This window comes from Pseudomonas sp. WC2401, from assembly GCF_041200115.1.
GTDB classification, from domain to species: domain Bacteria; phylum Pseudomonadota; class Gammaproteobacteria; order Pseudomonadales; family Pseudomonadaceae; genus Aquipseudomonas; species Aquipseudomonas fragi.
This window is the reverse complement of the sequence record NZ_CP165623.1, coordinates 1,762,096-1,785,588: the sequence shown is the minus strand read 5'-3', so window position 1 is coordinate 1,785,588 and position 23,493 is coordinate 1,762,096. Positions and strand designations below refer to the sequence as shown.

Annotated in this window: 23 protein-coding genes; 14 read left to right on the top strand and 9 right to left on the bottom strand. The window is 58.3% G+C overall.

Going from position 1 to position 23,493, the window contains the following annotated elements; all coding sequences use genetic code 11:
• Nucleotides 1-38 precede the first annotated feature (38 nt).
• Together AB3G35_RS08130 and dinG are read right to left on the bottom strand one after the other, a co-directional pair.
• On the bottom strand, nt 39-2,390 hold the full coding sequence (locus AB3G35_RS08130; protein ID WP_016779721.1) for a beta-galactosidase: 2,352 nt from the start codon (nt 2,388-2,390) through the stop codon (nt 39-41).
• Between the two features lie 95 nt (nt 2,391-2,485).
• Nucleotides 2,486-4,630 carry an ATP-dependent DNA helicase DinG gene (gene dinG, locus AB3G35_RS08125; RefSeq protein WP_016779720.1) on the bottom strand — a complete coding sequence of 715 codons (2,145 nt, stop codon included), beginning with the start codon at nt 4,628-4,630 and terminating at the stop codon, nt 2,486-2,488.
• A gap of 98 nt (nt 4,631-4,728) precedes the next feature.
• On the opposite strand from dinG, the gene AB3G35_RS08120 reads away from it, so the two are divergent.
• The gene (locus tag AB3G35_RS08120; protein ID WP_134049430.1) at nt 4,729-5,193 is read left to right on the top strand and encodes a CopD family protein; all 465 of its coding nucleotides are present in this window, start codon (nt 4,729-4,731) and stop codon (nt 5,191-5,193) included.
• A gap of 181 nt (nt 5,194-5,374) precedes the next feature.
• On the opposite strand, the gene AB3G35_RS08115 is transcribed toward AB3G35_RS08120, so the two are convergent.
• The 3 genes from AB3G35_RS08115 to AB3G35_RS08105 form a co-directional block, all read right to left on the bottom strand.
• Nucleotides 5,375-6,133 carry a collagen pro alpha-chain precursor gene (locus AB3G35_RS08115; protein WP_086795969.1) on the bottom strand — a complete coding sequence of 253 codons (759 nt, stop codon included), beginning with the start codon at nt 6,131-6,133 and terminating at the stop codon, nt 5,375-5,377.
• Nucleotides 6,126-6,404, bottom strand: coding sequence for a DUF1145 domain-containing protein (locus AB3G35_RS08110; protein WP_016779717.1), 279 nt, complete (start codon nt 6,402-6,404; stop codon nt 6,126-6,128). Before AB3G35_RS08110 ends, AB3G35_RS08115 begins: the two co-directional genes overlap by 8 nt.
• A 125-nt stretch (nt 6,405-6,529) precedes the next feature.
• A complete protein-coding gene (locus AB3G35_RS08105) occupies nt 6,530-7,219 on the bottom strand; it encodes an OmpA family protein (RefSeq protein WP_016779716.1) in 690 nt (229 codons plus the stop codon).
• A 157-nt stretch (nt 7,220-7,376) separates the two neighbouring features.
• On the opposite strand from AB3G35_RS08105, the gene AB3G35_RS08100 reads away from it, so the two are divergent.
• The 7 genes from AB3G35_RS08100 (at nt 7,377) to AB3G35_RS08070 (ending at nt 13,835) form a co-directional block, all read left to right on the top strand.
• Nucleotides 7,377-7,874, top strand: a complete 498-nt coding sequence (locus AB3G35_RS08100) for a DUF6231 family protein (protein ID WP_016779715.1) — start codon at nt 7,377-7,379, stop codon at nt 7,872-7,874.
• A 4-nt stretch (nt 7,875-7,878) separates the two neighbouring features.
• A complete protein-coding gene (locus tag AB3G35_RS08095; protein WP_086795967.1) occupies nt 7,879-8,355 on the top strand; it encodes a YchJ family protein in 477 nt (158 codons plus the stop codon).
• 22 nt (nt 8,356-8,377) lie between these two features.
• Nucleotides 8,378-8,863: an LEA type 2 family protein gene (locus AB3G35_RS08090; protein ID WP_016779713.1), complete on the top strand. Its 486-nt coding sequence runs from the start codon at nt 8,378-8,380 to the stop codon at nt 8,861-8,863.
• A gap of 7 nt (nt 8,864-8,870) precedes the next feature.
• Nucleotides 8,871-9,080, top strand: a complete 210-nt coding sequence (locus AB3G35_RS08085) for an SEC-C metal-binding domain-containing protein (protein WP_086795965.1) — start codon at nt 8,871-8,873, stop codon at nt 9,078-9,080.
• A gap of 201 nt (nt 9,081-9,281) precedes the next feature.
• On the top strand, nt 9,282-9,920 hold the full coding sequence (locus AB3G35_RS08080) for a glutathione binding-like protein (RefSeq protein ID WP_016779711.1): 639 nt from the start codon (nt 9,282-9,284) through the stop codon (nt 9,918-9,920).
• Between the two features lie 165 nt (nt 9,921-10,085).
• The gene (locus AB3G35_RS08075) at nt 10,086-12,548 is read left to right on the top strand and encodes a penicillin acylase family protein (protein WP_369782485.1); all 2,463 of its coding nucleotides are present in this window, start codon (nt 10,086-10,088) and stop codon (nt 12,546-12,548) included.
• A 165-nt stretch (nt 12,549-12,713) separates the two neighbouring features.
• On the top strand, nt 12,714-13,835 hold the full coding sequence (locus AB3G35_RS08070) for a succinylglutamate desuccinylase/aspartoacylase family protein (protein ID WP_369782484.1): 1,122 nt from the start codon (nt 12,714-12,716) through the stop codon (nt 13,833-13,835).
• A gap of 13 nt (nt 13,836-13,848) precedes the next feature.
• Here AB3G35_RS08070 and AB3G35_RS08065 read toward each other — a convergent pair whose 3' ends face one another.
• Both AB3G35_RS08065 and dcd read right to left on the bottom strand, forming a co-directional pair.
• On the bottom strand, nt 13,849-14,055 hold the full coding sequence (locus tag AB3G35_RS08065) for a hypothetical protein (protein WP_016779708.1): 207 nt from the start codon (nt 14,053-14,055) through the stop codon (nt 13,849-13,851).
• Nucleotides 14,056-14,148: 93 nt separating this feature from the next.
• Nucleotides 14,149-14,715 carry a dCTP deaminase gene (gene dcd, locus AB3G35_RS08060; protein ID WP_016779707.1) on the bottom strand — a complete coding sequence of 189 codons (567 nt, stop codon included), beginning with the start codon at nt 14,713-14,715 and terminating at the stop codon, nt 14,149-14,151.
• Between the two features lie 352 nt (nt 14,716-15,067).
• On the opposite strand from dcd, the gene AB3G35_RS08055 reads away from it, so the two are divergent.
• Nucleotides 15,068-15,277 (top strand): cold-shock protein, encoded by a 210-nt coding sequence (locus AB3G35_RS08055; RefSeq protein WP_002554837.1) that lies wholly within the window; start codon nt 15,068-15,070, stop codon nt 15,275-15,277.
• A gap of 234 nt (nt 15,278-15,511) precedes the next feature.
• Here AB3G35_RS08055 and apbC read toward each other — a convergent pair whose 3' ends face one another.
• Entirely contained in the window at nt 15,512-16,606 is a 1,095-nt protein-coding gene (gene apbC / locus AB3G35_RS08050) for an iron-sulfur cluster carrier protein ApbC (RefSeq protein WP_016779706.1), read from the bottom strand.
• A gap of 181 nt (nt 16,607-16,787) precedes the next feature.
• Between apbC and metG the strand changes: the two genes are divergently transcribed.
• The 4 genes from metG to AB3G35_RS08030 all read left to right on the top strand — a co-directional run bounded on the left by metG (nt 16,788) and on the right by AB3G35_RS08030 (nt 21,023).
• On the top strand, nt 16,788-18,839 hold the full coding sequence (gene metG, locus AB3G35_RS08045) for a methionine--tRNA ligase (protein WP_369782476.1): 2,052 nt from the start codon (nt 16,788-16,790) through the stop codon (nt 18,837-18,839).
• Nucleotides 18,840-19,044: 205 nt separating this feature from the next.
• On the top strand, nt 19,045-20,037 hold the full coding sequence (gene rsxB / locus AB3G35_RS08040; protein WP_369782475.1) for an electron transport complex subunit RsxB: 993 nt from the start codon (nt 19,045-19,047) through the stop codon (nt 20,035-20,037).
• A gap of 58 nt (nt 20,038-20,095) precedes the next feature.
• Complete coding sequence (gene nth, locus AB3G35_RS08035; RefSeq protein ID WP_016779703.1) at nt 20,096-20,734, top strand: endonuclease III; 639 nt, start codon at nt 20,096-20,098, stop codon at nt 20,732-20,734.
• Between the two features lie 106 nt (nt 20,735-20,840).
• Entirely contained in the window at nt 20,841-21,023 is a 183-nt protein-coding gene (locus AB3G35_RS08030) for a PA3496 family putative envelope integrity protein (RefSeq protein WP_016779702.1), read from the top strand.
• An 85-nt stretch (nt 21,024-21,108) separates the two neighbouring features.
• On the opposite strand, the gene AB3G35_RS08025 is transcribed toward AB3G35_RS08030, so the two are convergent.
• Entirely contained in the window at nt 21,109-21,735 is a 627-nt protein-coding gene (locus AB3G35_RS08025; RefSeq protein WP_029611271.1) for a response regulator transcription factor, read from the bottom strand.
• 968 nt (nt 21,736-22,703) lie between these two features.
• On the opposite strand from AB3G35_RS08025, the gene AB3G35_RS08020 reads away from it, so the two are divergent.
• On the top strand, nt 22,704-23,480 hold the full coding sequence (locus AB3G35_RS08020) for a hypothetical protein (RefSeq protein WP_369782472.1): 777 nt from the start codon (nt 22,704-22,706) through the stop codon (nt 23,478-23,480).
• Nucleotides 23,481-23,493: the final 13 nt, after the last annotated feature.

Genomic DNA, 23,493 nt, shown 5'->3' with positions numbered 1-23,493 from the left:
GGGCGACGAAATACACCGCCGCCTATCGGGTCGGAAAATCAGTGCCCCTTACCGGAGTGACCGCCTGCATGCCCTGCGCCAGAGCGCCCGCCGCTGCCGTCGTCGGTTGCATGCACAGGGGCTTTAACCGACTTCTCGGCTTCGGCCTGGGCCTTGGCGGCCTCCTGGCCCAGTTGGTCGAGGGCCTGCAGGTTGGCCTTGCGCACGCTGTCGACAAAACCGGTAAACGGTAAATCGGTGATGCCGATCATGCCGAAATGGCCATTTTCACCATCGAGCAAGCGCCCGGTGACCGGCTGGTCCAGGTACTGGAACCAGTGCACGCCGACAATCGACGGTTCTGCCACTGCCTGCTTGAGGAACTTGCTGTAGGCCGGACCACGCGCCTCTTCATTGGCCACCTCAGTAACACCGCCCCAGAACGGGCCACGGTCACGGGAGCCGAAGTTGAACTCGGTAATCATCACCGGTTTGTCCAGCTCGCGCAGTTTGGCGAAGTCATAACCGTCCTGCGGTTGCAGGGTGTAGAAGTTGAAGCTCAGTACATCGCAGTATTTGGCACAGGAGGCCACGGCCTCCGGGGTACTGACGGCAAAGCGCCCGCCCAGCAACAAGTGGTTGGGCGCATGCCACTTCAGCGAGTCGGCAATGGTCTTGAAGTAGGTATCGGCGAAGACTTTCTGGAAGTACTGGTAATCCGCTTCGATTTCAGGGTGCTCGGCGTTGGGCAAAGGCCCTTCGAAACCAGGGTCTTCCATCAGTTCCCACGCCGGGATTTCAACACCCCAGGCCTTGGACAGGCCCTGCTGGTTGCGATACTTGTCGCGCAGTTGCTTGAGAAAGGCACGCTTGGCAGGTACATCGGTGGTCATGCGCAAAGTGCCCAGGGCCAACGCATAGCGCGATTTTGCATCATTACCGGGGCCGGCCCAGGCCAGTTCGTTGTCGGCAAAGTAACCAATCAGCCAGGGATCATCGCGGTGGTCGCGGGCGGCAATGGCCACGGCACGCTCGGTAGCCATGGCAAAGCGCGGATCAAACGGGTCGGGCATGCCACCCCACCAGTCGGTGCCGGTGCTGATGCTGGTGTAGTCACCGACAATCGACAGCGGCAGGGTGTAAGGCACGCGGTCATTGAGGCCCAGTTCGGGGTCGCTCCAGTTGCCGATGGTATTGAAGCCCCAGGCCTGTAGACGGTCCAGGGTACGGGTTTGCCAACGCTTGGCATCAAAGGCTTGCGCCGCACACGGGCTGGCAGGTTGAGTGGCCGCCCCGGCTGGCGCATCGGCACAGGGTTCGCCGTAAATCCGTTGCAGGTTGGCGCCATAGAAGTCATACCAGCGCCCGGCATCAAAGCCACGCCCCTGGGTCGAGGCATTGCCGCTGTTGTTGTTCGCCTTGCCGTAATAACTGGCCAGCGGGGCGCCGTCATGGGGCAAATCGGTGAACATCCATTCGCGGCCAGCCACATAGGTCTGGCTGTCATTGGCCGTCACGGCATTCAGGCCCAGGGAGTAGAACGGGTGGCCTTCGGGGGTAATCAGGTTCCAGCGGCCATTACGCTTTTCCGTGCGGAAAAACCCGGTCGCCTCGAACCCGGCACCCTTGAGCCAGCCGCCGTACTTGTCCTGGTCCGCACGCCCGGCCAGCCAGCCCTTGAGTTGCTGCTGTTCTTTGGCGGCCGCGGCCTTGAGCTGTTCGTCATTGGCAACACGCTCCGGCCACCTGGCGCGGGTCGATTGGCCATAGCCGTCGACGATCGCACCGTACACAGCCTTGATGACACCTTCACCGTCCTGCACGCCAAAGCGCTCCAGCAGAATGCTCTGCGCAGCATTCGGTTGCGGTATCGACAGGCTCACCGAGACCACCTGGCTCAGGTCGATTTCACCCTGGCTGCTGGCCAGCAGGATGCGCTGGCCATCAAGCGTCATCGGCATCGGTGGCCCGGCGCGCATGCCCTGGCTGTGGGGCGAGTTGGCTTTCAATGGCAACAACAGGGTTTGCGCCGGGCCGGCAGGCAGGTCGACCCGGCTGGTCAGGGTTTTGCCGTTGCTGCTTTGCACGGTCACATCGAGCGTCAGCGCCCAGTTCATGGCGTTCTGAATACGCAGGGTCATCATCCCCGACTGCGACCAGTCCCACACCCCGGTTTGCGGCGTCAGGCGCAGGCTGGGCGCAGCCGCCGGGTTGAAGGTGACGCGACGCAGCACTTCGCCTTCGGCCGTTTGCTCCGCATTGTATTGCGGCAGGCTCGCATCCGTGGTCGCCACTTGCACCACATCGGCGGGGCGAACGAAATTGAACAGGGTTTGTTGGCCAGCCGGCGCCGCCAACAGCGGAGTCGTGACCAGCAACGCAAAAACAGCAGACAGCGAACGGCGAATCATATGGATCTGGTTCTCCCAAACGGCCGAAAAACGGCCTGTGAGGTGGTGAAAGTCAAAGCATAGACAGCAAAGCCGGCGATAACGCCGACTCGCACTTAAGAAATTTCGCGCCGAAACGGCGGCAGTGCATTCAGGATCGCCTTGCCATAGCGCTGGGTGACCAGGCGCCGGTCCAGCAAGGTAATGGTGCCGCGATCCTGTTCGGTACGCAGCAGACGCCCGCATGCCTGTACCAGCTTGAGCGAGGCATCGGGCACCGAGATCTCCATGAAAGGGTTGCCGCCCCGGGCTTCGATCCACTCGGCCAGTGCCGCTTCAACCGGATCATCGGGCACCGAGAACGGGATCTTGGCTATCACCACATGCTCGCAGTAGGCACCGGGCAAATCCACGCCTTCGGCAAAACTGGCCAGGCCAAACAACACACTGGACTCCCCGCCATCGACCCGCGCCTTGTGTTTGTTGAGGGTTTCCTGCTTGGACAGGTTGCCCTGGATAAACACTTGCTTGCGCCAGTCGCGCTCCAGGCCGTCGAACACATCCTGCATTTGCTTGCGCGATGAAAACAGCACCAGCGTGCCCCGCGAGCCTTCGACCAGGGCGGGCAACTCACGAATGATCGCCGCCGTGTGGGCGGTGGCGTCACGGGGGTCGGCCTTGAGGTCCGGCACCCGCAGCACACCTGCATCAGCGTGATGGAACGGGCTTGGCACCACGGCCGTCACGGCGGCCTTGGGCAGGCCCGCGCGCATGCGGAAGCGGTCAAAGGTGCCCAGTGCCGTCAGGGTGGCCGAGGTGACAAGCACGCCGTAGGCTACGTTCCACAAATTGCGACGCAGCATCTCGGCGGCCAGGATAGGGCTGGCGTTGACCTCGATATCGAACAACGAACCGCTTTCAGCCAGGGTCAGCCAGCGCGCCATGGGCGGGTTATCTTCCGGGTCTTCAACGGTAAAGGCGGTCCATAACTCCCAGTTGCCCTGGGCACGGGACAGCAAACTGCCAAACAGCGGATACCACTCCTCAGCCTGGTTGCTGGTGATGCCGATATTCACCTCACCGTCCATGCCGTCCTTGAGAATTTCGGTCAGGCGGGTGAACAGGTCGGTCAGGCGCGAAAAGCCTTTTTTCAGCTCGATGCCCATTTCACGCAAGTGATCGGGAATCAAGCCACCAATAAAGCGGTGGCGCGGACGCTCGCGGCCTTCGGGCTCCTCACCGACTTTGAAGTCGGCAATTTGCTCGCAGGCACTGAACATGAACTGTTGCTGGGCCTTGATCTCCTTGGCCAACTCCGGTACTTGCTCCAGCAAACGCCCCAGGTCGCCCGGCAACGGGTGCTGGGCCAGCAGTTTGGTGAGGTTCTTGGCGGTTTGCTCCAGCCAGTCGGCGGTGGAGCGCAAGCGGGTGTAATGGGCAAAATGGCCAATGGCCTTGTCTGGCAGGTGATGGCCTTCGTCGAACACATAGACCGTGTCACGCGGATCGGGCAATACCGCTCCGCCGCCCAAGGCAAGGTCAGCCAGGACCATGTCGTGGTTGGTGACGATCACATCGACCTTGCTCATGCCTTCGCGGGCCTTGTAGAAGGCGCACTGGCCAAAGTTGGGGCAATGGCGGTTGGTGCACTGGCTGTGATCGGTGGTCAGGCGCGCCCAGTCCTGATCCTCAAGGGCCTGGGGCCAACTGTCGCGGTCGCCGTCCCACTTATTGCCGGCCAGCTTTTCGATCATGCTGGTAAACAGCTTCTGGCTGGCTTCATCGACTTCGATCTTGAAGCCTTCTTCCTCGAACAGCTGCGCCGTCGCGGTTTGCGCGTGGCCCTCTTGCAGCAGCATGTCGAGCTTGGACAGGCACATGTAGCGCCCGCGCCCCTTGGCCAGGGCAAAGCTGAAGTTCAGCCCGCTGTTGCGCATCAGGTCGGGCAGGTCCTTGTAGACGATCTGCTCCTGCAGGGCGACTGTCGCGGTGGCTACCACCAACCGCTTGCCTGCGGCCTTGGCCACCGGAATGGCGGCCAGGCAGTAAGCCACGGTCTTGCCGGTGCCAGTGCCCGCTTCTACAGCGACCACAGCCGGGTCGCCACTGCGGTGGTTTTCTTCGTCGGTGTCGATATCGCCCAGCACCTTGGCCACTTCAGCGATCATCAAACGCTGACCGTAACGGGGCTTGAGGCTCTTGGATTCGAGAAAACGCGAGTATGCGCCCTGGATCTGGGTTTTGAGTTCGGTACTAATCATGGTTCTTCGGGCGCAAGAAACGCTGGATAAATTTTCAGTGGTTCGAATGACCGCTATCATACCCCGCTAATTCATCCCGCGCCGAACGGAGTACCTCAATGACCGCCTTTGCCCTTGCCTACAGTCTGCATGTATTGGCTGCCCTGATTTGGGTAGGCGGCATGTTTTTCGCCTGGATGATCCTGCGCCCGGCGGCTGTCACGGCCCTTGAAGGCCCGGCACGGTTAAAACTGTGGGTAGAAGTGTTTCAGCGTTTTTTTGTGTGGGTGTGGATCGCGGTAGCGGTTTTACCGATCAGCGGTGTGGGTCTTCTGCAAATGCGCTTCAACGGTTTTGAAACGGCGCCACGCTATGTGCAGATCATGATGGGCTTGTACATCGTGATGGTGGCGCTGTTTATCCGCATTCAATCGCTGCAGTTGCCTGAGTTGCGCAAGGCCGTCGATGCCCAGGAATGGGCGGCGGGTGCAGCGGTGATGGGGCGGATTCGCCGGCTGGTGGGGTGCAACCTTATTGTGGGGCTGGCGCTGGTGGCAATTGCGGCGGCACGGCCGAGTTTTTAAATAACGAATAGTCGTAGCAGCTGCCGAAGGAACGAGGCTGCGTTCGAGCGCGAAGCGGTCGTAAGCCCTGAGAACCGGCTTTAACTGAAATACCTTAATACCTGATTTAGCGACTGCTTCGCAGCCGGACGCAGCCTCGTTCCTTCGGCAGCTGCTACGGATGTCGTGTGTTCTGCACAGGTTACAACCGCTGGATAGTCACCGCGCCCGCTGTACCCACGTCACCGGCCTGCCCGGCCAGGCCCGGCTTGCCGGACTTGCCACCATCGGTGCGATACACCACACAGCCCTTGGCCTTGCCGCCTGCACCTGCGCGTCCGGCCTCGCCCGGTTTACCACCGGCACCGCCGTCAACCCGCACACTGACCTGCTCGGCCGGGTAGTCGCGAGGCAGTTCAACCCGCACCTGCCCGCCCGCAGCACCGGGTTGTCCGTTGCCACCATTGTCGCCATTGGCTCCGGAGCCCGCCGCGCCCCAGGTGCAGCCTGGCTCTTCGCCATTGCCGCCATCAAGCCCGGCAAACCCCGGCGCGCCCGTACCGCCACGCGCATCGATGGACAATTGCGGCGCTTGCAGTGACTCGATGCGCAGGTTCAGATCCCGCGCTGGCCGCGCAGGCTTCTCGAAGGTTCCGCTGGCGCCGCGCGCATTGATCTGGCTGCCTTCGCCCAGATCGGCACGCGCCACCCGCAGCTCGATGCCGCGCTCGGCAGGAACAATGGTGATACGGGCTTCACGGCCCAGATGCAACTGGTCGATCTCGACCCGGGTAATGCCGGCCGGAATCAATAACGTGCCGTAGTCGGCCACATCGAGTTTTTCCAGGCGCAATGCACTGGCGTTCGCGGGCAGGCGCATCATCGAGTTGGCTTCAACCGAGACCACCTCGGCGTGAGCAAAAGGGCTGCACAAGGCAGCCAACAAACATAACTTACGCATGGCTGGCATCTCGTTCGTGGGAGGCAGAAAGGCTGTGAGCGTGAAAAAAACCAAACACAAGAATCAACAGACGGTCACGCCAGGGATGGCGACGGCCTTGCAGGCGGGTCGTGTAGAACAGCACCTCAAGCACATGGGTCAGCAGCAACAGGCTGGCAACCAGGTTGACCAACACATCGAACGGGTTGATCAACGGCTGGTACAGATTGCTCAGCACTACAGCCCAAAAAATCAGGGTCAATGCCTTACCCAGCCCCCAGAGCACCTTCATATATCCGCCTTTAGCCTGTTCTTTGAGCGCACATTAACGGCTTGTACAAGCAAGGCGCCATAGACCGTTATAAAAAGATTCGCCGCGATTTCGCCATGCCAGGACAAAACCGCGGCGCGCCAGGCTCAACGAATGATCAGAATCTCGGTACGCCGGTTCTGGGCGCGGCCCTCAGGGGTCTGGTTGCTGGCCACAGGGTTCGACTCACCGCCACCCTCTACGGCAATAAACTGGCTGCGCGGCACACCGCTGTCGATCAGGTACTCGACCACTGAGTGAGCGCGTTCTTTGGACAGCTTCAGGTTGTAGGCTTCGTTGCCCACGCTGTCGGTGTAGCCGGTGACCTTGAGGCGGGCATTGGCAGCGTCCTTTTTCAGGCGGGCGGCCAGGGCATTGAGTTTGTCCTTGTCGGCAGCCGTCAAGCGAGCGGAGTTGAACTCGAAATTCACATCACGCACGACGATGAGTTCTTCCTTGATCACTACCTTTTCAACCACGACCACCGCCACTATCGGACAACCCGTCGCGTCGACTGCCACGCCTTTAGGGGTGTCGGGGCATTTGTCGCGACTGTCCATGACGCCATCGCCATCCGCATCGCCATCACCGTGAACCCAGCAGTACGCCGCCGCCATGCCTGCACCAAACAAGGCCCCGCCCCCGGCCCAGGCCGAGCTGTTTATCGCGCCCAACGCCGCCCCGCCCACGCCGCCGACTGCGGCACAGGTGGGCCAGTCGGTTTTTTGCAACCCGGCACAGCCCGTTAATACACTGGTGAGAACAACCAGAGGTACTGCTGTTCTGATGATGCTCATAAAGGGGTCTCTCCTGAGGGTCGGCGTTTGGCCGATGCAACGCAAAGTAAAGACTGCGCTCAGGGTATGCGCCAGCAAAGTGACCGTAGCGGCAACTGCCCACTAGGCCGCGCGGCTTGCGCAGGCTAGTCTTGGACGCTCCAAGTGAGGACCTTCAATGACCCCCGGTATTTCTACACGCACGCCCCAGCAAGCACTGGCGGCATTGCTTGACCGTTATGCGCCACAGCGCCTGCTCGTGGTCGGCGCCGGCAGCTTTCCGGCCCTGGCCGCCTTTGAGGCAGCACACCCCGAGGCGAAGGTGGCCCGCGCCGCGCCCGGCCCGTTGCCCGCCGATCTTGCAGCACAGCGCTTTGACCTGGCACTGGTGATCGACTGCCTGGAACACTTGCCCAAAAACAGCGGGCTGCAATTGCTGGGCGGCATTCGCAACCTGAATGCCAGCCGCCTTGCCGTGCTGGCGGATCTCACAGCCTGCAATTGGAAAGAAACCGACTTTTTCGCCCTAGCCCTACAAAGTAATGAGCGTTTTCAGCGTGACGACCAAGTACTGACACTCTTTACTTATGACTTGCGCGAGTACAAACAAGTACCCGACTGGCTCAATGCCAGGTTTTGGGCCAACCCGGAAAACTTTGGCAAGTATTGGTGGTAACCCGATGAGCACATCCATTTGCCCCTGCGCCAGCGGTAATCTGCTGGACGCCTGTTGCGGCCACTACCATGCAGGGCACCCGGCCCCCAGCGCAGAAACCCTCATGCGCTCACGCTACAGCGCCTATGTACTGGGGCTTGTCGACTACCTGGTGACCACCACCCTGCCTGTGCAGCAAGCCGGGCTGGATCGCCAGGCTATGGCTGACTGGAGTGCGCAAAGCACCTGGCTGGGCTTGACTGTTGAAAGCAGCGAAGTGTTCGGCGGCCAGCCGGAACACGCCTTTGTGACCTTTACTGCACGCTGGCACGACGCCAATGGCGAGCACAGCCACCGCGAGCGCTCATCCTTTGTGCAAAGCGCCGGGCGCTGGTACTTCATCGACCCCACCGTGCCGCTCAAGGTCGGACGCAACGATGCTTGCCCATGCGCCAGCGGGCTGAAATTCAAAAAATGCTGTGCCGGCTTTTTCGGCCAATAGGCTGGACTCTGAGGGTTAAACAATGGACGTGCGGGCTCGAACAATAAAAACCATCGCCCTGGCCATGCTGCTGACGGTGTCGGGATGCACCTCCTGGTTCGACTCGGCCGACAAGGACCCGGACGTACACCTGGTCAAGGTCGAGCTGGTGCAGGCCAAACTGCTGGAGCAGCGCTTCAAGCTGCACATGCGGGTCGACAACCCCAATGACTCGACACTCACCGTGCGCGGCCTGAGCTATACCCTGTATCTGGGTAGCATCAAGCTGACTGAAGGCGAGAATGAGCACTGGTTCAGCGTGCAACCCAAAAGCAGCGCCGACTATGTGATCCCGGTGCGCACCAACCTCTGGCCGCAGGTGCGCCCGCTGGTCAAATTGCTTGAAACACCCGACCAGCCCATCCCCTACCGGCTCGAAGGCACACTGCAAACCGGCCTGTTCTACGGTTACGACGTGCACCTGACGCGCAAAGGCGAGATAATCCCCGGCGATTTTATTCCAGAGTGATTAAGCAATGACCCAACAACCCCACGTCCATGGCCCCGACTGCAACCACGATCATGATCATGGCCACACCCATGACCACGATCACGGTCATGTACATGGCCCGCATTGCGGCCATGCGCCTCAGGAGCCAGTGCGCAACGAGCTGAAAGACGTTGGCCGCAACGATCCTTGCCCGTGCGGCAGCAGCAAGAAATTCAAGAAGTGCCACGGCGCCTGATCCCTCGGGACGCTGTGCAAACGCCGCACTTGCCTTGAGCCAGTGCGGCGTTTGTGTTTTTGCTTTATGAAAAATCCGCTTCACAGGCCATGAGCGGCTTTCATCCGACGCGCTTTTGGGAGTAAAACTGACAGCCCACAGTCGACAAGCGCCACTGTTGGCCGTCAGTCGCTGGGTGAACATTCCCTTCTGGAGCCCTTCATGATCGATCTTTATTACTGGACCACGCCCAACGGCCACAAAGTCTCATTGTTTCTTGAAGAAGCTGGCCTGCCCTACAAGGTTCATCCGATCAATATCGGCAAGAACGAACAGTTTGCTCCGGACTTTTTGAAAATAGCCCCCAACAACCGCATCCCGGCCATTGTCGACCAGGCCCCTGCCGACGGCGGCGAGCCGCTGTCCTTGTTCGAATCCGGGGCGATCTTGCTCTACCTCGCGGAAAAAACCGGGCAATTCCTGCCCAAGGACCTGCGCGGTCGGCAAATGGCCCTGCAATGGCTGTTCTGGCAGATGGGCGGCCTGGGGCCAATGGCCGGGCAGAACCATCACTTCAACCGCTTCGCGCCGGAAAAAATCCCGTATGCGATCAAGCGCTACACCGAAGAAACAGCCCGTTTGTATCGCGTGTTGAACAAACAGCTGGAAGGCCGCGAGTTTGTTGCAGGCGCCGAATACAGCATCGCCGACATGGCAATATACCCGTGGATCGTGCCCCATGAATGGCAGGGTCAGAACCTGGATGACTTCCCGGCGCTCAAGGCGTGGTTCCAGCGGGTCAAGGCACGCCCGGCTACACAACGTGCCTACGCACTGGTGGATAAAATCAACCCTATGTAGCCGCTGCCGCAGGCTGCGATGGGTCGCGCAGCGGCCCCGGGATTTTAAAGCCCCCGCAGACCTTGTCGCAGCCCGCGACAACGCCTACAGATAGCGCTTGCACGGTGTCATCGGCCTCACTAACGTAGCGGCTTTCGATGACACCACCCCCGCAGGAGCTTTGCCATGGCCTCGCCAGCCCTTATTCACTATCTACCCCGGTTCGGCGTTGCCGCGGCAGTGGTCAGCCTGCTGGGCCTGACCGGTTGCCAGATAAACAACCCTGCTTCTGAAAGCCTGGTGCCAGCCTCCGGCGTGCAACCGCTCAAGGGCCTGGCGCAAAATGTATCGGTACGCCGCAATAGCCAGGGCATGCCGCTGATCGAAAGCAGCAGCTTCCATGACGCCCTGTTCACCCTGGGTTATGTGCATGCCGGTGACCGTATCAGCCAGATGGTGCGCTTGCGCTTGCTGGCCCAGGGCCGCCTGGCCGAACTCAACGGCGTCGACGCCCTGGAAAGCGACCGGTTGATGCGCACCATCAATCTGAAAAAGAGCGCTGATGAGCTTTATAAAAGCGCATCACCGCGCCTGAAAAAGTTTTTCGAAGTCTACGCCCGCGGGGTCAACGCCTACCTGTTCCGCTACCGCGACAAACTGCCGGCCGATCTGGCGCAGGCCAGCTACAAGGTCGAGTACTGGAAACCCGAGGATTCGGCGCTGATTTTCAGCCTGTTGAACTTCGGCATGTCAGCCAACCTGCAAGAAGAGCTCAACGCCCTGGCGCTGGCGCAAAAAGTCGGCACCGACAAACTGCCCTGGCTGATGCCCACCTACCCCAACGAAGCCTTGCCCGCCAGCGAAGCCGACAAGCTCAAGGGCCTGGCCCTGGGCAGCCAGCTGCAAGGCTTGAGCGGCGTGACCCAGGCCCTTGAGCAGGTCAAACAACTGAGCCTGCCAGGCGTTACGGCATCCAGCGACTGGGCCATTGGCCCACAGCGCAGCCGCAGCGGCAAGAGCCTGCTGACCAACGATATCCATCAGCCCATAGGCGTGCCTTCGGCATGGAGCTATGTGCAGATTCGCGCCCCTAAATACCAGGCTGCCGGGGCAACCATTGCGGGCTTGCCGACGCTGTTTGCCGGCTTTAACGGCAAGGTGGCATGGGGCATGAGCCTGGCGATGGGCGATAACCAGGATGTGTTCCTGGAGAAGCTCAAACGCCAGGGCAGCAGCCTGTACTACATGGCGAACGGCAAGTGGCTGCCAGCGACAGTGCGCAACGAAACCTTTTTCGTCAAAGGCCAGCGGCCGATTCGCGAAGTCGTATACGAAACCCGCCACGGGCCATTGCTCAACAGCGCCCTGGGCAGCCCCAATGCCCTGAACAGCAGCCTGGGGCTTGCCCTGCAAACCCCGGACCTGCAAGGCGACAAAACCCTCGACGCGTTTTTTGACCTGTCCCGTGCGCAGAACAGCGAAAAAGCCTCGGATGCCAGCCGCGAAATCCGCGCCGTGGCACTGAACCTGCTGTACGCCGACGCCAACCATATCGGCTGGCAAGTGACCGGACTGTACCCCAACCGCCGCGAAGGCCTTGGTCTGTTCCCGTCACCGGGCTGGGAGGGCCGCTACGATTGGGAAGGTTACGCCGACCCGATGCTGCATCCCTACGACCAGGACCCGGTCCAGGGCTGGCTGGGTGCCGCCAACCAACGTACAGCCGCTTATGGCTACGGTATGCAACTGTCCAACTCGTGGCTGTCCCCTGAGCGCAGCGAACGCCTTGCGCAACTGGCAGGCAGCGGCAAGCAGGACGCCCGCAGCATGATTGCCATGCAGTACGACCAGACCACCCTGTTCGCGGCCAAGCTGAAAACCATGTTCACCGCCCCCGGCATGGCCCAGCCGCTCAAGCAGGCCATCGCTGCCTTGCCCGCAGCAGACCAGGCCAAGGCCCGCGAAGCCCTCGGCCGACTGCTGGGCTTTGATGGCAAGCTCAGCCCCGGCTCAGCGGATGCTGCGCTCTATGAACTGTTTTTGCAGGAAAGCACCCGGCAGATTTTCCTTGATGAACTCGGCCCTGAGAACAGCGCCAGCTGGCAGGCCTTTGTGGCCAACAGCAACCTGTCTTACCCGGCCGTGGCCGATCATTTGCTGGGCCGCGAAGACAGCCCTTTCTGGGACGACACCCGCACCGCCCCCAAAGAAGACAAGCCAGCGATTCTCGCTCGCACCCTCGCCGCTGCCATCAGTACCGGTGACAGCCTGATGGGTAGCGATCACAAGGCCTGGCAGTGGGGCAAGCTGCATCAGTACCTGTGGCGCAACGCCAGTGGCCAACCCGTGCGAGGCCCGGTCATGGCCGGCGGCGATCACACCACCCTCAACACGGCGGCCTACAACCTCGCCGGCACAAACTTCGCCGTCACGCAGATCCCGGCCATGCGCATGATCATCGACTTTGGCCAGGTCGAACCGATGATCGGGCAAAACAGCACCGGCCAATCAAGCAACCCGGCCAGCCCGCACTACACCGACGGCATTGACCCGTGGCTTAAAGGGCAGTACATCAGCTTCCCGATGCAGCCACAAAACTTCGACAAAACCTACGGCAAAACCCGCCTGACCCTGGTTCCAGGCAAGTAACCGCCAACCACTGGCAGCCCTCTCCTGCACAAAATCGGGAGAGGGATTATGCTTGCTGATACGGCGTAATTCTTTAGTTGCATGACACCCATCATGTGCCTGGATTGGGGCGATGGGCTCGCGCACCACTGCCTGGCCAGCCCCCTGGCTCACAAGGACGTTCCCATGCAGCGACATCAAATTCATCCCTTGCTGGCACCGGTTCCAGGCACTGAGCGGCTGATTCACAGCTTTCATTACGGGCCAGCCCGGCCACGCGGCAAGATCTATATCCAGGCCTCACTGCATGCGGACGAGTTGCCCGGAATGCTGGTTGCCTGGCACCTCAAGCAGCGCCTTTCAGAACTGGAGGCGGCCGGGCGCTTGCTCAGTGAGATCGTCGTCGTGCCAGTGGCCAACCCGGCTGGCCTCGAGCAGATAGTGATGGATATCCCGCTGGGTCGCTACGAACTGCAAAGCGGGCAGAACTTCAACCGCAACTTCCTGGACCTGAGCACGCAGATTGGTGACGCCCTTGAAAGCCAGCTCAGCGACGATCCCGCACAAAACCTGCAGTTGATTCGCCGCCAGTTGCGAGAATTGCTCAGCGCACAAGTGCCGGGCACACAGCTGCACTCGCAACGCCTGACCCTGCAAACACTGGCCTGCGATGCCGATATGGTGCTGGACCTGCATTGCGACTACGAAGCCGTCGTCCACCTGTACACCACGCCGCAAGCCTGGTTGCAGGTCGAACCGTTGGCGCGCCACCTGGGCGCCCAGGCCAGCCTGCTGGCCACGGATTCCGGCGGGCTGTCGTTTGATGAGTGTTTCACCCTGCTGTGGTGGCAATTACAGCAACGTTTCGGCCATTGTTACCCTATTCCCCAGGGCAGTTTTTCCGTCACCGTCGAGTTGCGCGGCCTGGCAGACGTCAACCACAGCCATGCGCACCACGATTGTGAGGCGCTGATCGATTACCTGATTGATTTTGGCGCGATTGACGCAGAGTCCAGGCCATTGCCGCCCCTCCTCTACCCTGCGACGCCCCTGGCCGGTGTAGAACCGGTGGCCACGCCTGTGGGCGGACTGCTGGTATTCAATGCCAAGCCCGGGGAATATCTCTGCGCAGGTCAGCTCATAGCCGAAATCATTGACCCGATCAGCGACAAGCTCACGCCGGTTTATTGCTCCAGCGCAGGGTTGCTATACGCCCGTTCTCAAAGGCGAATGGCCACCGCCGGCATGGTGATTGCCCATGTGGCAGGCCGTGAGGCCTACCGTAGCGGCTATCTGCTATCGCCTTGATGCCATGACAGGCTCAGGCCACCGGGGCAGGTGGCGGCTCATCAGGCAGCGTCGGCACGCCCGGTTCGGGTTCGATCGGTTGTGGGGTATCGGGGTCAGGCTGGCCGGGGATGCCACCTGCATGCAACTGGGGAAAGGCCAGCAGAGACCACGCCAGCAGCCCTACCTGATTGGGCTCAAGGTTTGCCAGTTGGGCGCGGATACTCGGATCAATCTTCATGAGGCACTCCTGAGCGATGATCCGGCTCGCTGGATGCGTAACCGGAAATACACTCCATAGAGTGCATTTTCGCTCAAGAATTCCCGCTGTTCGTCAGGTGCGAGGCAAGGTCACGCCGCGCTGGCCCTGATACTTGCCGCCACGGTCCTTGTACGACACTTCACACTCTTCGTCAGATTCGAAGAACAGCATTTGTGCCACACCTTCATTGGCGTAGATCTTGGCCGGCAATGTAGTGGTGTTGGAAAACTCCAGGGTCACATGACCTTCCCACTCAGGCTCAAGCGGCGTCACGTTAACGATGATGCCGCAACGTGCGTAGGTGCTTTTACCCAGGCAGATGGTCAGCACGTTACGAGGAATACGGAAGTATTCAACGGTACGCGCCAGGGCGAAGGAGTTGGGCGGAATGATGCATACGTCGCTGGTGACATCGACAAAGCTGCCCGCATCGAAATTCTTCGGATCAACGGTCGCCGAGTTGATATTGGTGAAGACCTTGAACTCGTTTGCGCAACGAACGTCATAGCCGTAGCTCGATACGCCGTAGGAAATCAGACGGTTCTCGCCTTCTTCACGCACCTGACGCTCGACGAAAGGTTCGATCATGCCGTGCTCTTGCGCCATGCGGCGAATCCACTTGTCTGGTTTGATGCTCATGGCGGGTGTCCTGAATAGCGAGGTAGAAAATTCTGTTGGGCATCTTACCGCCCCCCAAGGCCCGGTTCAAAAATCTGCGGAAAAAATATCGAAAATAGCGTTGGATCCCCTGAATACAGGGTGTGAGGGTAACCGTCAGTCACGTTTTTAGAGAAACCTTCGCAAAGACCCTTTGCACGTTCTGAAAAAAGCGTTAAGGTGGCGCCACTGTGTTGCTTGTGTCACTGAGAATCTCTACACGATATGTTGAATTTCGATCCAACCATCTCCAAGAATTTTTCCTGCTCTTTGCACTCAGTCTCGGCCAGGGCTTTTCCTGCGTCGCAGTTATCTTTGTTCAAGGAGTTACACCATGTCTAATCGCCAAACTGGTACCGTTAAGTGGTTCAACGATGAAAAAGGCTTCGGCTTCATCACTCCACAATCCGGTGACGACCTGTTTGTTCACTTCAAAGCAATCCAATCCGACGGCTTCAAAAGCCTGAAAGAAGGCCAACAGGTTTCTTTCATCGCTACTCGCGGTCAGAAAGGCATGCAAGCTGAGGAAGTTCAAGTTATCTAACTTGTACTGATCCAGTAAAAAACCCCGCCCTCAAAAGCGGGGTTTTTTTATGCCTGCACATTTGTAGCAGTTGACGAGCAGTGCGAGGCTACGTCCGAGTGCGAAGCGCTCGCAAAACCATTCAGCCTCGGTGTTTCAGCCATATCCCATGCATCGGATTAACGACTGCTGCGCAGCCGAACGCAGCCTCGCAGAGCTCGTCAGCTGCTACGAGGCCTTGCGCCCTGTTAAATATCAATCATCGCTGGTCGTAATGGTTGGCATCGCCTGCGAAGCAGCCTCCTGCAGGACAATACGCGCCCCCACCTGACGGGCCAGCTCCTGATAGATCAAGGCAATCGGGCTGTTCGGATCGGCAACCGCCGTCGGCTTGCCATTATCGGCCTGCTCGCGGATTTCCATCGACAGCGGCAACGAGGCCAATACCTCAACGCCATACTGCGTCGCCAGCTTCTCGCCACCGCCCTCGCCAAACAGATGCTCGGCATGACCGCAGTTCGAACAAATATGTACTGCCATGTTCTCCACCACGCCCAGCACCGGAATGTTCACCTTGCGGAACATCTCGACACCCTTGCGCGCATCCAGCAAGGCCAGGTCCTGCGGCGTGGTGACAATCACCGAACCGGTCACCGGGACTTTTTGCGCCAGGGTCAGCTGGATATCGCCTGTGCCCGGCGGCATGTCGATGACCAGGTAATCGAGATCATTCCAGGCCGTCTGCGTAACCAGCTGCAACAATGCACCCGAGACCATCGGGCCGCGCCAGACCATCGGCGTGTTGTCGTCAGTCAAAAAGGCCATCGACATCACTTCAACACCGTGGGCCTCAATCGGCACAAACCACTTCTGATCACGGATCTTCGGCCGCGTACCTTCGGCAATACCGAACATCACCCCCTGGCTTGGCCCGTAGATGTCCGCATCCAGGATCCCCACCCGCGCGCCTTCACGCGCCAGTGCCAGCGCAAGGTTGGCGGCAGTGGTGGATTTACCGACCCCACCCTTGCCAGAGGCAACGGCGACGATGTTTTTCACATTGGCCAGGCCCGGAATTTGCGCCTGCGCCTTGTGCGCGGCAATCACGCAGCTGATCTCGACCTTTGCCGAGGTCACGCCATCCATGTTTTCAATGGCCATTTGCAACACTTGCGCCCAACCGCTCTTGAACAAACCGGCGGCATAACCCAGCTCAAGCTGAACACTGACGCGCTCGCCCTGAACCTCAATGGCGCGCACGCACCCGGCACTGACCGGATCCTGGTTCATGTAAGGGTCGGTGTATTGGCGAAGGACGGCCTCCACCGCTGCGCGATTGACTGCGCTCATGAGCAACTCCCGTAAAGACTGAGTAAAACAGGCCGCTATCGTACCTGTAATAAACCACCCGCAGCAGGCTTTTGAGTCGGTCAAAAACAGCACAAACAATCAGATACACCGCCACGGGGTGAAATATATTGCCCGGCGCTTTATAGTGGCCGACCACCGTCTCATCAAGTAGCCGAGCCCCATGTCCGAGCCACGCAATATCTTAGTCACCAGCGCCCTGCCCTATGCCAATGGTTCCATTCACCTTGGCCATATGCTTGAGTACATCCAGACTGATATGTGGGTGCGCTTCCAGAAACTTCGCGGCAATCAGTGCACCTATGTCTGCGCAGACGACGCCCACGGCTCGGCCATCATGCTGCGCGCCGAGAAAGAAGGCATCACCCCTGAACAGCTGATCGCCAACGTCAAGGCTGAACACAGTGCCGACTTTGCCGATTTCCTGGTCGACTTCGACAACTTCCATTCGACCCACGCCGAAGAAAACCGTGAGCTGTCGAGTGCGATCTACATCAAGTTGCGCGAAGCCGGACACATTGCCACCCGTTCGATCACCCAGTATTTCGACCCGGAAAAGAAAATGTTCCTGGCCGACCGCTTCATCAAGGGCACCTGCCCGAAATGCGGCACTGAGGATCAGTACGGCGACAACTGCGAAAAATGCGGCGCCACCTACGCGCCAACCGACCTGAAGAACCCGAAGTCGGCGATTTCCGGCGCCACCCCGGTGCTCAAGGATTCCGAACACTTCTTCTTCAAGCTGCCCGACTTCGACGCCATGCTCAAAAGCTGGACGCGCAGCGGTGCCCTGCAAGATGCCGTCGCCAACAAGATCGCCGAATGGCTGGATACCGGCCTGCAACAGTGGGACATCTCCCGTGATGCGCCGTACTTCGGCTTCGAGATTCCGGACGCACCCGGCAAATACTTCTACGTATGGCTGGACGCGCCAATCGGCTACATGGCCAGCTTCAAGAACCTTTGCGCACGCCGTCCTGAACTGGACTTTGACGCGTACTGGGCCAAGGACTCCACCGCCGAGCTGTACCACTTTATCGGCAAGGACATCGTCAACTTCCACGCCCTGTTCTGGCCAGCCATGCTCGAAGGCGCGGGCTATCGCAAGCCGACCGCCATCAACGTTCACGGCTACCTGACCGTTAACGGCCAGAAAATGTCCAAGTCCCGCGGCACGTTCATCAAGGCCCGCACCTACCTGGACCATTTGGCCCCGGAATACCTGCGCTACTACTACGCCTCCAAACTGGGTCGTGGCGTCGATGACCTGGACCTGAACCTGGAAGACTTCGTTCAGAAGGTCAACTCGGACCTGGTGGGCAAAGTGGTTAACATTGCCAGCCGTTGCGCAGGCTTTATCCACAAGGGCAACGCCGGGGTCATGGTCGAGGGCAATGCGGCTCCCGAACTGACCGAAGCCTTCCTGGCCGCTGCACCCAGCATTGCCGAAGCGTATGAAGCCCGTGACTTTGCCCGTGCCATGCGCGAAATCATGGCCCTGGCCGACCGCGCCAACGCCTGGATCGCCGACAAGGCGCCGTGGGCAATGGCCAAGGTCGAAGGCAAGCAAGCGGAAGTCCAGGCGGTATGCGCCCTGGGCATCAACCTGTTCCGCCAGTTGATCATCTTCCTCAAGCCGGTCCTGCCCGTACTGGCAACCGATGCAGAAGCGTTCCTGAATGTTGAACCACTGATTTGGGACGACCACAAGACGCTGCTGGCCAATCACTCGCTGAACGCCTTCAAGCCGCTGCTGACCCGTATCGACCCGGTCAAGGTCCAGGCCATGACCGACGCTTCCAAAGAAGACCTGGTCGCCAGCCAAACCGACACCGGCAGCGCTGCGCCACAAGGTAATGGCGAGCTGGTCAAGGAGCCGCTGGCCGCAGAGATCGAGTTTGATACCTTTGCTGCCGTGGATTTGCGCGTAGCGCTGATCCTCAAGGCTGAAGCGGTTGAAGGCGCCGACAAGCTGCTGCGCCTGACCCTGGATATTGGCGACGAGCAACGCAACGTGTTTTCGGGAATCAAGAGTGCCTACCCGAACCCGGCCGAGCTCGAAGGTCGCCTGACCATGATGATCGCCAACCTGAAGCCGCGTAAAATGCGCTTCGGCATGTCTGAAGGCATGGTGATGGCTGCCGGCCCTGGCGGTGAAGAAATTTACCTGCTCAGCCCGGACAGCGGCGCCAAGCCTGGTCAACGCATCAAGTAACACCGCCCCTTTGCACCGTCTGGTGGCCTGCAGGCCACCAGACGCTGTTGATCAGTAGCCGCCCTTCCCGTCATGCCGGATAATCAGCAGCATTTGCCAAGCTGAACGATCCTGCACGCATGCTTGACCGTAACGCCCCCTATTTATCTCTGCGCATGTTGAGCGTCGCCCGGTTGCGACCCGCTGTAACTGGACTGATCACACCATGAGCCTGATTCAACGTATTGATGCATTATTGCCGCAAACTCAATGCGGAAAATGCGGCCACCCTGGCTGCAAACCCTATGCGCAAGGCATTGCCCAAGGCGAAGCCATCAACAAGTGCCCGCCTGGCGGGGCCGAGACCATCGCTGCACTGGCCAGATTGCTCAGGGTTCCCGTGCTGCAACTGGACACTGAGCGCGGCCAGGCCCCGGCGCAAGTGGCCTATATTCGCGAGGCCGAATGCATCGGCTGCACCAAATGCATTCAGGCCTGCCCGGTCGATGCCATTCTTGGCGCCGCCAAGCTGATGCACACCGTGATTGTCGATGAATGCACCGGCTGCGACCTCTGCGTAGCGCCCTGCCCGGTGGACTGCATTGAAATGCGCCCGCTGCCTGCCAATGTCATCCCGATTGTCGGTGGCCTCGCTCAAACTGCAGAGCAGTTCAGCGCCCGCAACCAGAAACGCGAGCATGCCCGCAAGCGCTATGAGCGGCGCGACGAACGCCTGCGCCGCGAAGAGCAACACCGGCAAGCCGAACGCCTTGCCCGTGCCCAGCGCCCACCTGCAGAGGCCATCAGCGGCATGCAAGCCGAAGTCGGCGGGGCAGCCAGTGATCCCCCCCATGACGCCGCGCTAAAAAAGGCCAAGGTCACCCTGGCTATGGCCCGCGCGCAACTGAACAAATCGCTCAAGGCATTCGGGCATCCCCCGACCGCCCAGCAGCAATCCCAACTGGTGATACTGCAACAGCAGTTTGAGTCTGCGCAGCAGGCACTGGCGCAACTGGAGTCAACCCCGCCAGCCTTGGCACCCGCGCCGCTCGTCAATACAGCTGAACTCAAGCGCGCCAAAATCCAGCTGGCCATGCGCCGCGCCGAACTCAAAAAAGCCATTAACCAAGCGCTTTCCAGCACCGAGCTGAGCCTTTTGACTGACGCTGTTACTCAGGCAGAGTCCAGGCTCAATGCGCTGGATCCTGGCAAGGCTTGAAAAATTCATATAAGCGCCCCACCGTTTAACAGACAGCTCTTCAGGAACGTTTTTAACCATGAACGCCGCAAAGCGCCTTGAAATATTTCGCCGGTTTCACGAAGACAATCCTGAACCTAAAACCGAACTGGCCTACACATCGCCTTTTGAACTGCTTATCGCCGTGATCCTGTCGGCACAGGCCACTGACGTCAGCGTCAACAAGGCAATGGCCAAACTGTTTCCGGTCGCCAATACCCCAGAAGCCATCTACGCTCTGGGAGTAGATGGGCTGTCGCAGTACATCAAGACCATCGGCCTGTATAACAGCAAGGCCAGGAACGTCATTGAAACCTGTCGCTTATTGATTGAGCGCCATCACAGCCAGGTCCCACAGACCCGTGAAGAGCTTGAAGCCTTACCCGGAGTAGGGCGTAAAACAGCAAACGTTGTGCTCAATACCGCGTTCCGGCAACTGGCAATGGCCGTAGACACCCATATTTTCAGGGTCAGTAACAGAACCGGTATTGCCCCCGGTAAAAACGTAGTGGAGGTCGAAAAAAACCTCATGAAATTCGTTCCAAAACCTTACCTGCTGGACGCCCATCACTGGCTCATCCTGCACGGGCGTTATGTGTGCCAGGCGCGCAAGCCACGCTGCGGCAGCTGCCGCATAGAGGACTTGTGCGATTTCAAAGAAAAAACCTCTGATGATTGAGCGATAGAGATTTTATGGACTGATCGATTGAGAAAATCTTTTTTACCCGCGTCGCGATTATCGCTATAAGGGGCGCCATTGACTGTCTTAGCCTGGAGTGAACTGAATGAGCACTGGCAAAGAAGAACTGGAAGTAGAGGAAGATTTTGCAGTCGTCGATTCGGACGAAGTCGTAGAACCTGTTGTCGAGGTTGCCAAAACCAATTTGGCCAAACGCCGCACCATTGACGCACTGCTGGAAGAAAAACGGCTCAGAAAAGAGCTGGAAGATTATGGCTACGACCTGTAACCCGCAGACACGACTATAAAAGCCTCCTGTAGCGGAGGCTTTTTATTCTGGGGGCTTTGGGTATCACATCTTCATGCCCCTCTCTTCACACCAGCCCATTGCGCTGTGCCAGCTCAATCAAATCCACAAGTGAACGGGCATTGAGTTTCAGTAAAAGTCGCGTTTTGTAGGTGCTTACCGTTTTATTGCTCAGAAACATGCCATCCGCAATTTCCTTGTTACTCTTGCCTCGCGCCAACTGCTGCAACACCATCATTTCTCGCCCAGAAAGGCGATTGACCATATCGGCTTCACTGGCATTCCCCAAGCTTGAACGCACCGAGTGCAAGGCTTGATTGGGGAAATAACTGTAACCAGACAGCACTGCCTTGATTGCACTCAACAGCTCGGTCAGGTCCTGCTGCTTGCAGACATAACCAGCTGCACCCGCCTGCATGCACCGCATGGAAAAATGACCGGGTGCTTGCGAGGTCAATACCAGCACCTTGATAGGCACTGCCGGCGTAGACAACCGTGCTATAACTTCAAGCCCGTCAAGCTTTGGTATCCCTATATCCAGAATTACAATATCAGGCGCATATTCACGCGCTAGTTGCAAAGCATCCACTCCATTATCCGTCTCGGCAATGACCTCGTAGCCATGTCGTTCCATGAGCATACGTACAGCAAGACGAATTACAGGATGATCATCCACGATCAGCACTTTATTCATGGGCCATTCCAATTTATAGCTATTCGAATTATCTGAACCAGCACCATAGCCTAGTCGTAACAGACTGGGCATAGCACCCCCCCCAAGCATTAATAACCAAAGACAATTCCTACAAATATTGAAGATTCAACCTACAGAAATCACCCATATAAATTAAAGATTCATACTTGCTCCGCAGTTGAGCCGCTGCATTCAAGGCTGCTTCTGGACCACAAAAACAAACCCCGGCATACACTAGCACTGTGTTCACCCGACCTGTAAAAAGCGCGCAAAAACAAAACCAAAGTAAAGATATAACGCGAACCCATAACTCGCCGAAAACAGACTGACCCAACTACACCACTCACCTCCAATTAGCAAAAAATACTACAAAGATCTATCAACCATCATAAAACACATAAAACCACGGAGTCACACACCAATAGTTGCCCAAACTGAAATCTACTATTTTTCGACGGGAAAATATTACAATTTCATACTTACAGAATAGGACTACAAATCATTAGGAAAATCCCCAAACATAAAATCATATCCAAACAAAACCCGGTATTCTCCAGCCAAGTGCAATACACACCAGCCAAAATAATAAGTCGACAGGGGCAGCCACAACCCGCAACTCGCCACACTCGAGCGCTTTATTGACTCACCCGACTAAAAAACTTACATATACCTACAGAAAAAACTTAACCCTTCATAAAACCCTCTGAAATGGCGACATCTTTCCTACACACAAAGCATTATTAACCAAGCAATCGTCAACGCTGTTCATCGGGCAACCTTCAAGCGCCTGCCATTGATTTGCGAGTTCAAAAAAACAGGGCTAATTTGAAAAATATTACCCGACACTCACCACACTACCGGTTCAATCGCCAGGCTTGCGTATTGCCAGCAGTGGATTCCTCGATTGCCCTATACCACCACCCACGTCTTTTTCCTGCCCACGTCACCTTTCACTTGCAGGTACGCCCATGATCAAAAACAGCATAAAAGCCAATAACCCACTCACCGTTATCGCGATTTTCTCAATGTTAACGGAGGCTTCTGCGGCAGTATCGTTGCCCTATATCGACAGTGAACATCAAAAAATATATGTCTGGTTTCTTATAGTTTTTCCAACATTGCTTATCATCTTGTTTTTCCTGACGCTGAACTTCAACAACAAAACGCTTTACACCCCTGCTGACCTGTCCAAGGCCGACCACACTCATGGGGGAGCGACACGCTCTTGCAGTCCCCCTGCGGAACAAACCCGCTTGCCTGGGGGCACAGCAATAGCCGCACAATTTTCTCCCCCCCTCCACTTTTCAGGCATCCCGTATAACGCATATAGCCCGCCAAACTTGTTATTTCTCCCCCAAGGCCACAGAGTTTATGACAGCGACCCACCCACACTCCCTGGCCCCGAGAAACCCGGTGCAACGCTCGCTGCAAAAAGTCATGCGGTCATGGAAGGAACAGAGTTTAAGAAACTTCATCTTATTGACCTGAATCATCCCCACTTGCGCGCCCCTCAGCAAAGCACCCCCGAACAGGTGCTGCACATTTATTACAAAGCCACCCGCAAGGACAAACACAACCACAAGCATGACGTACTGCTACTGCTCACCAACCAGCACTCCCACATCGCACCACAGGCCTTTAAACTGGCCATCGACAACTTCAAATATACGTCAGTCATTGCCCATACAACCATTATCAGCTACAACACCGACGCCCACAGGCTGGCCATACTCAACCCTGCCTGAGACGCTCCTCAGT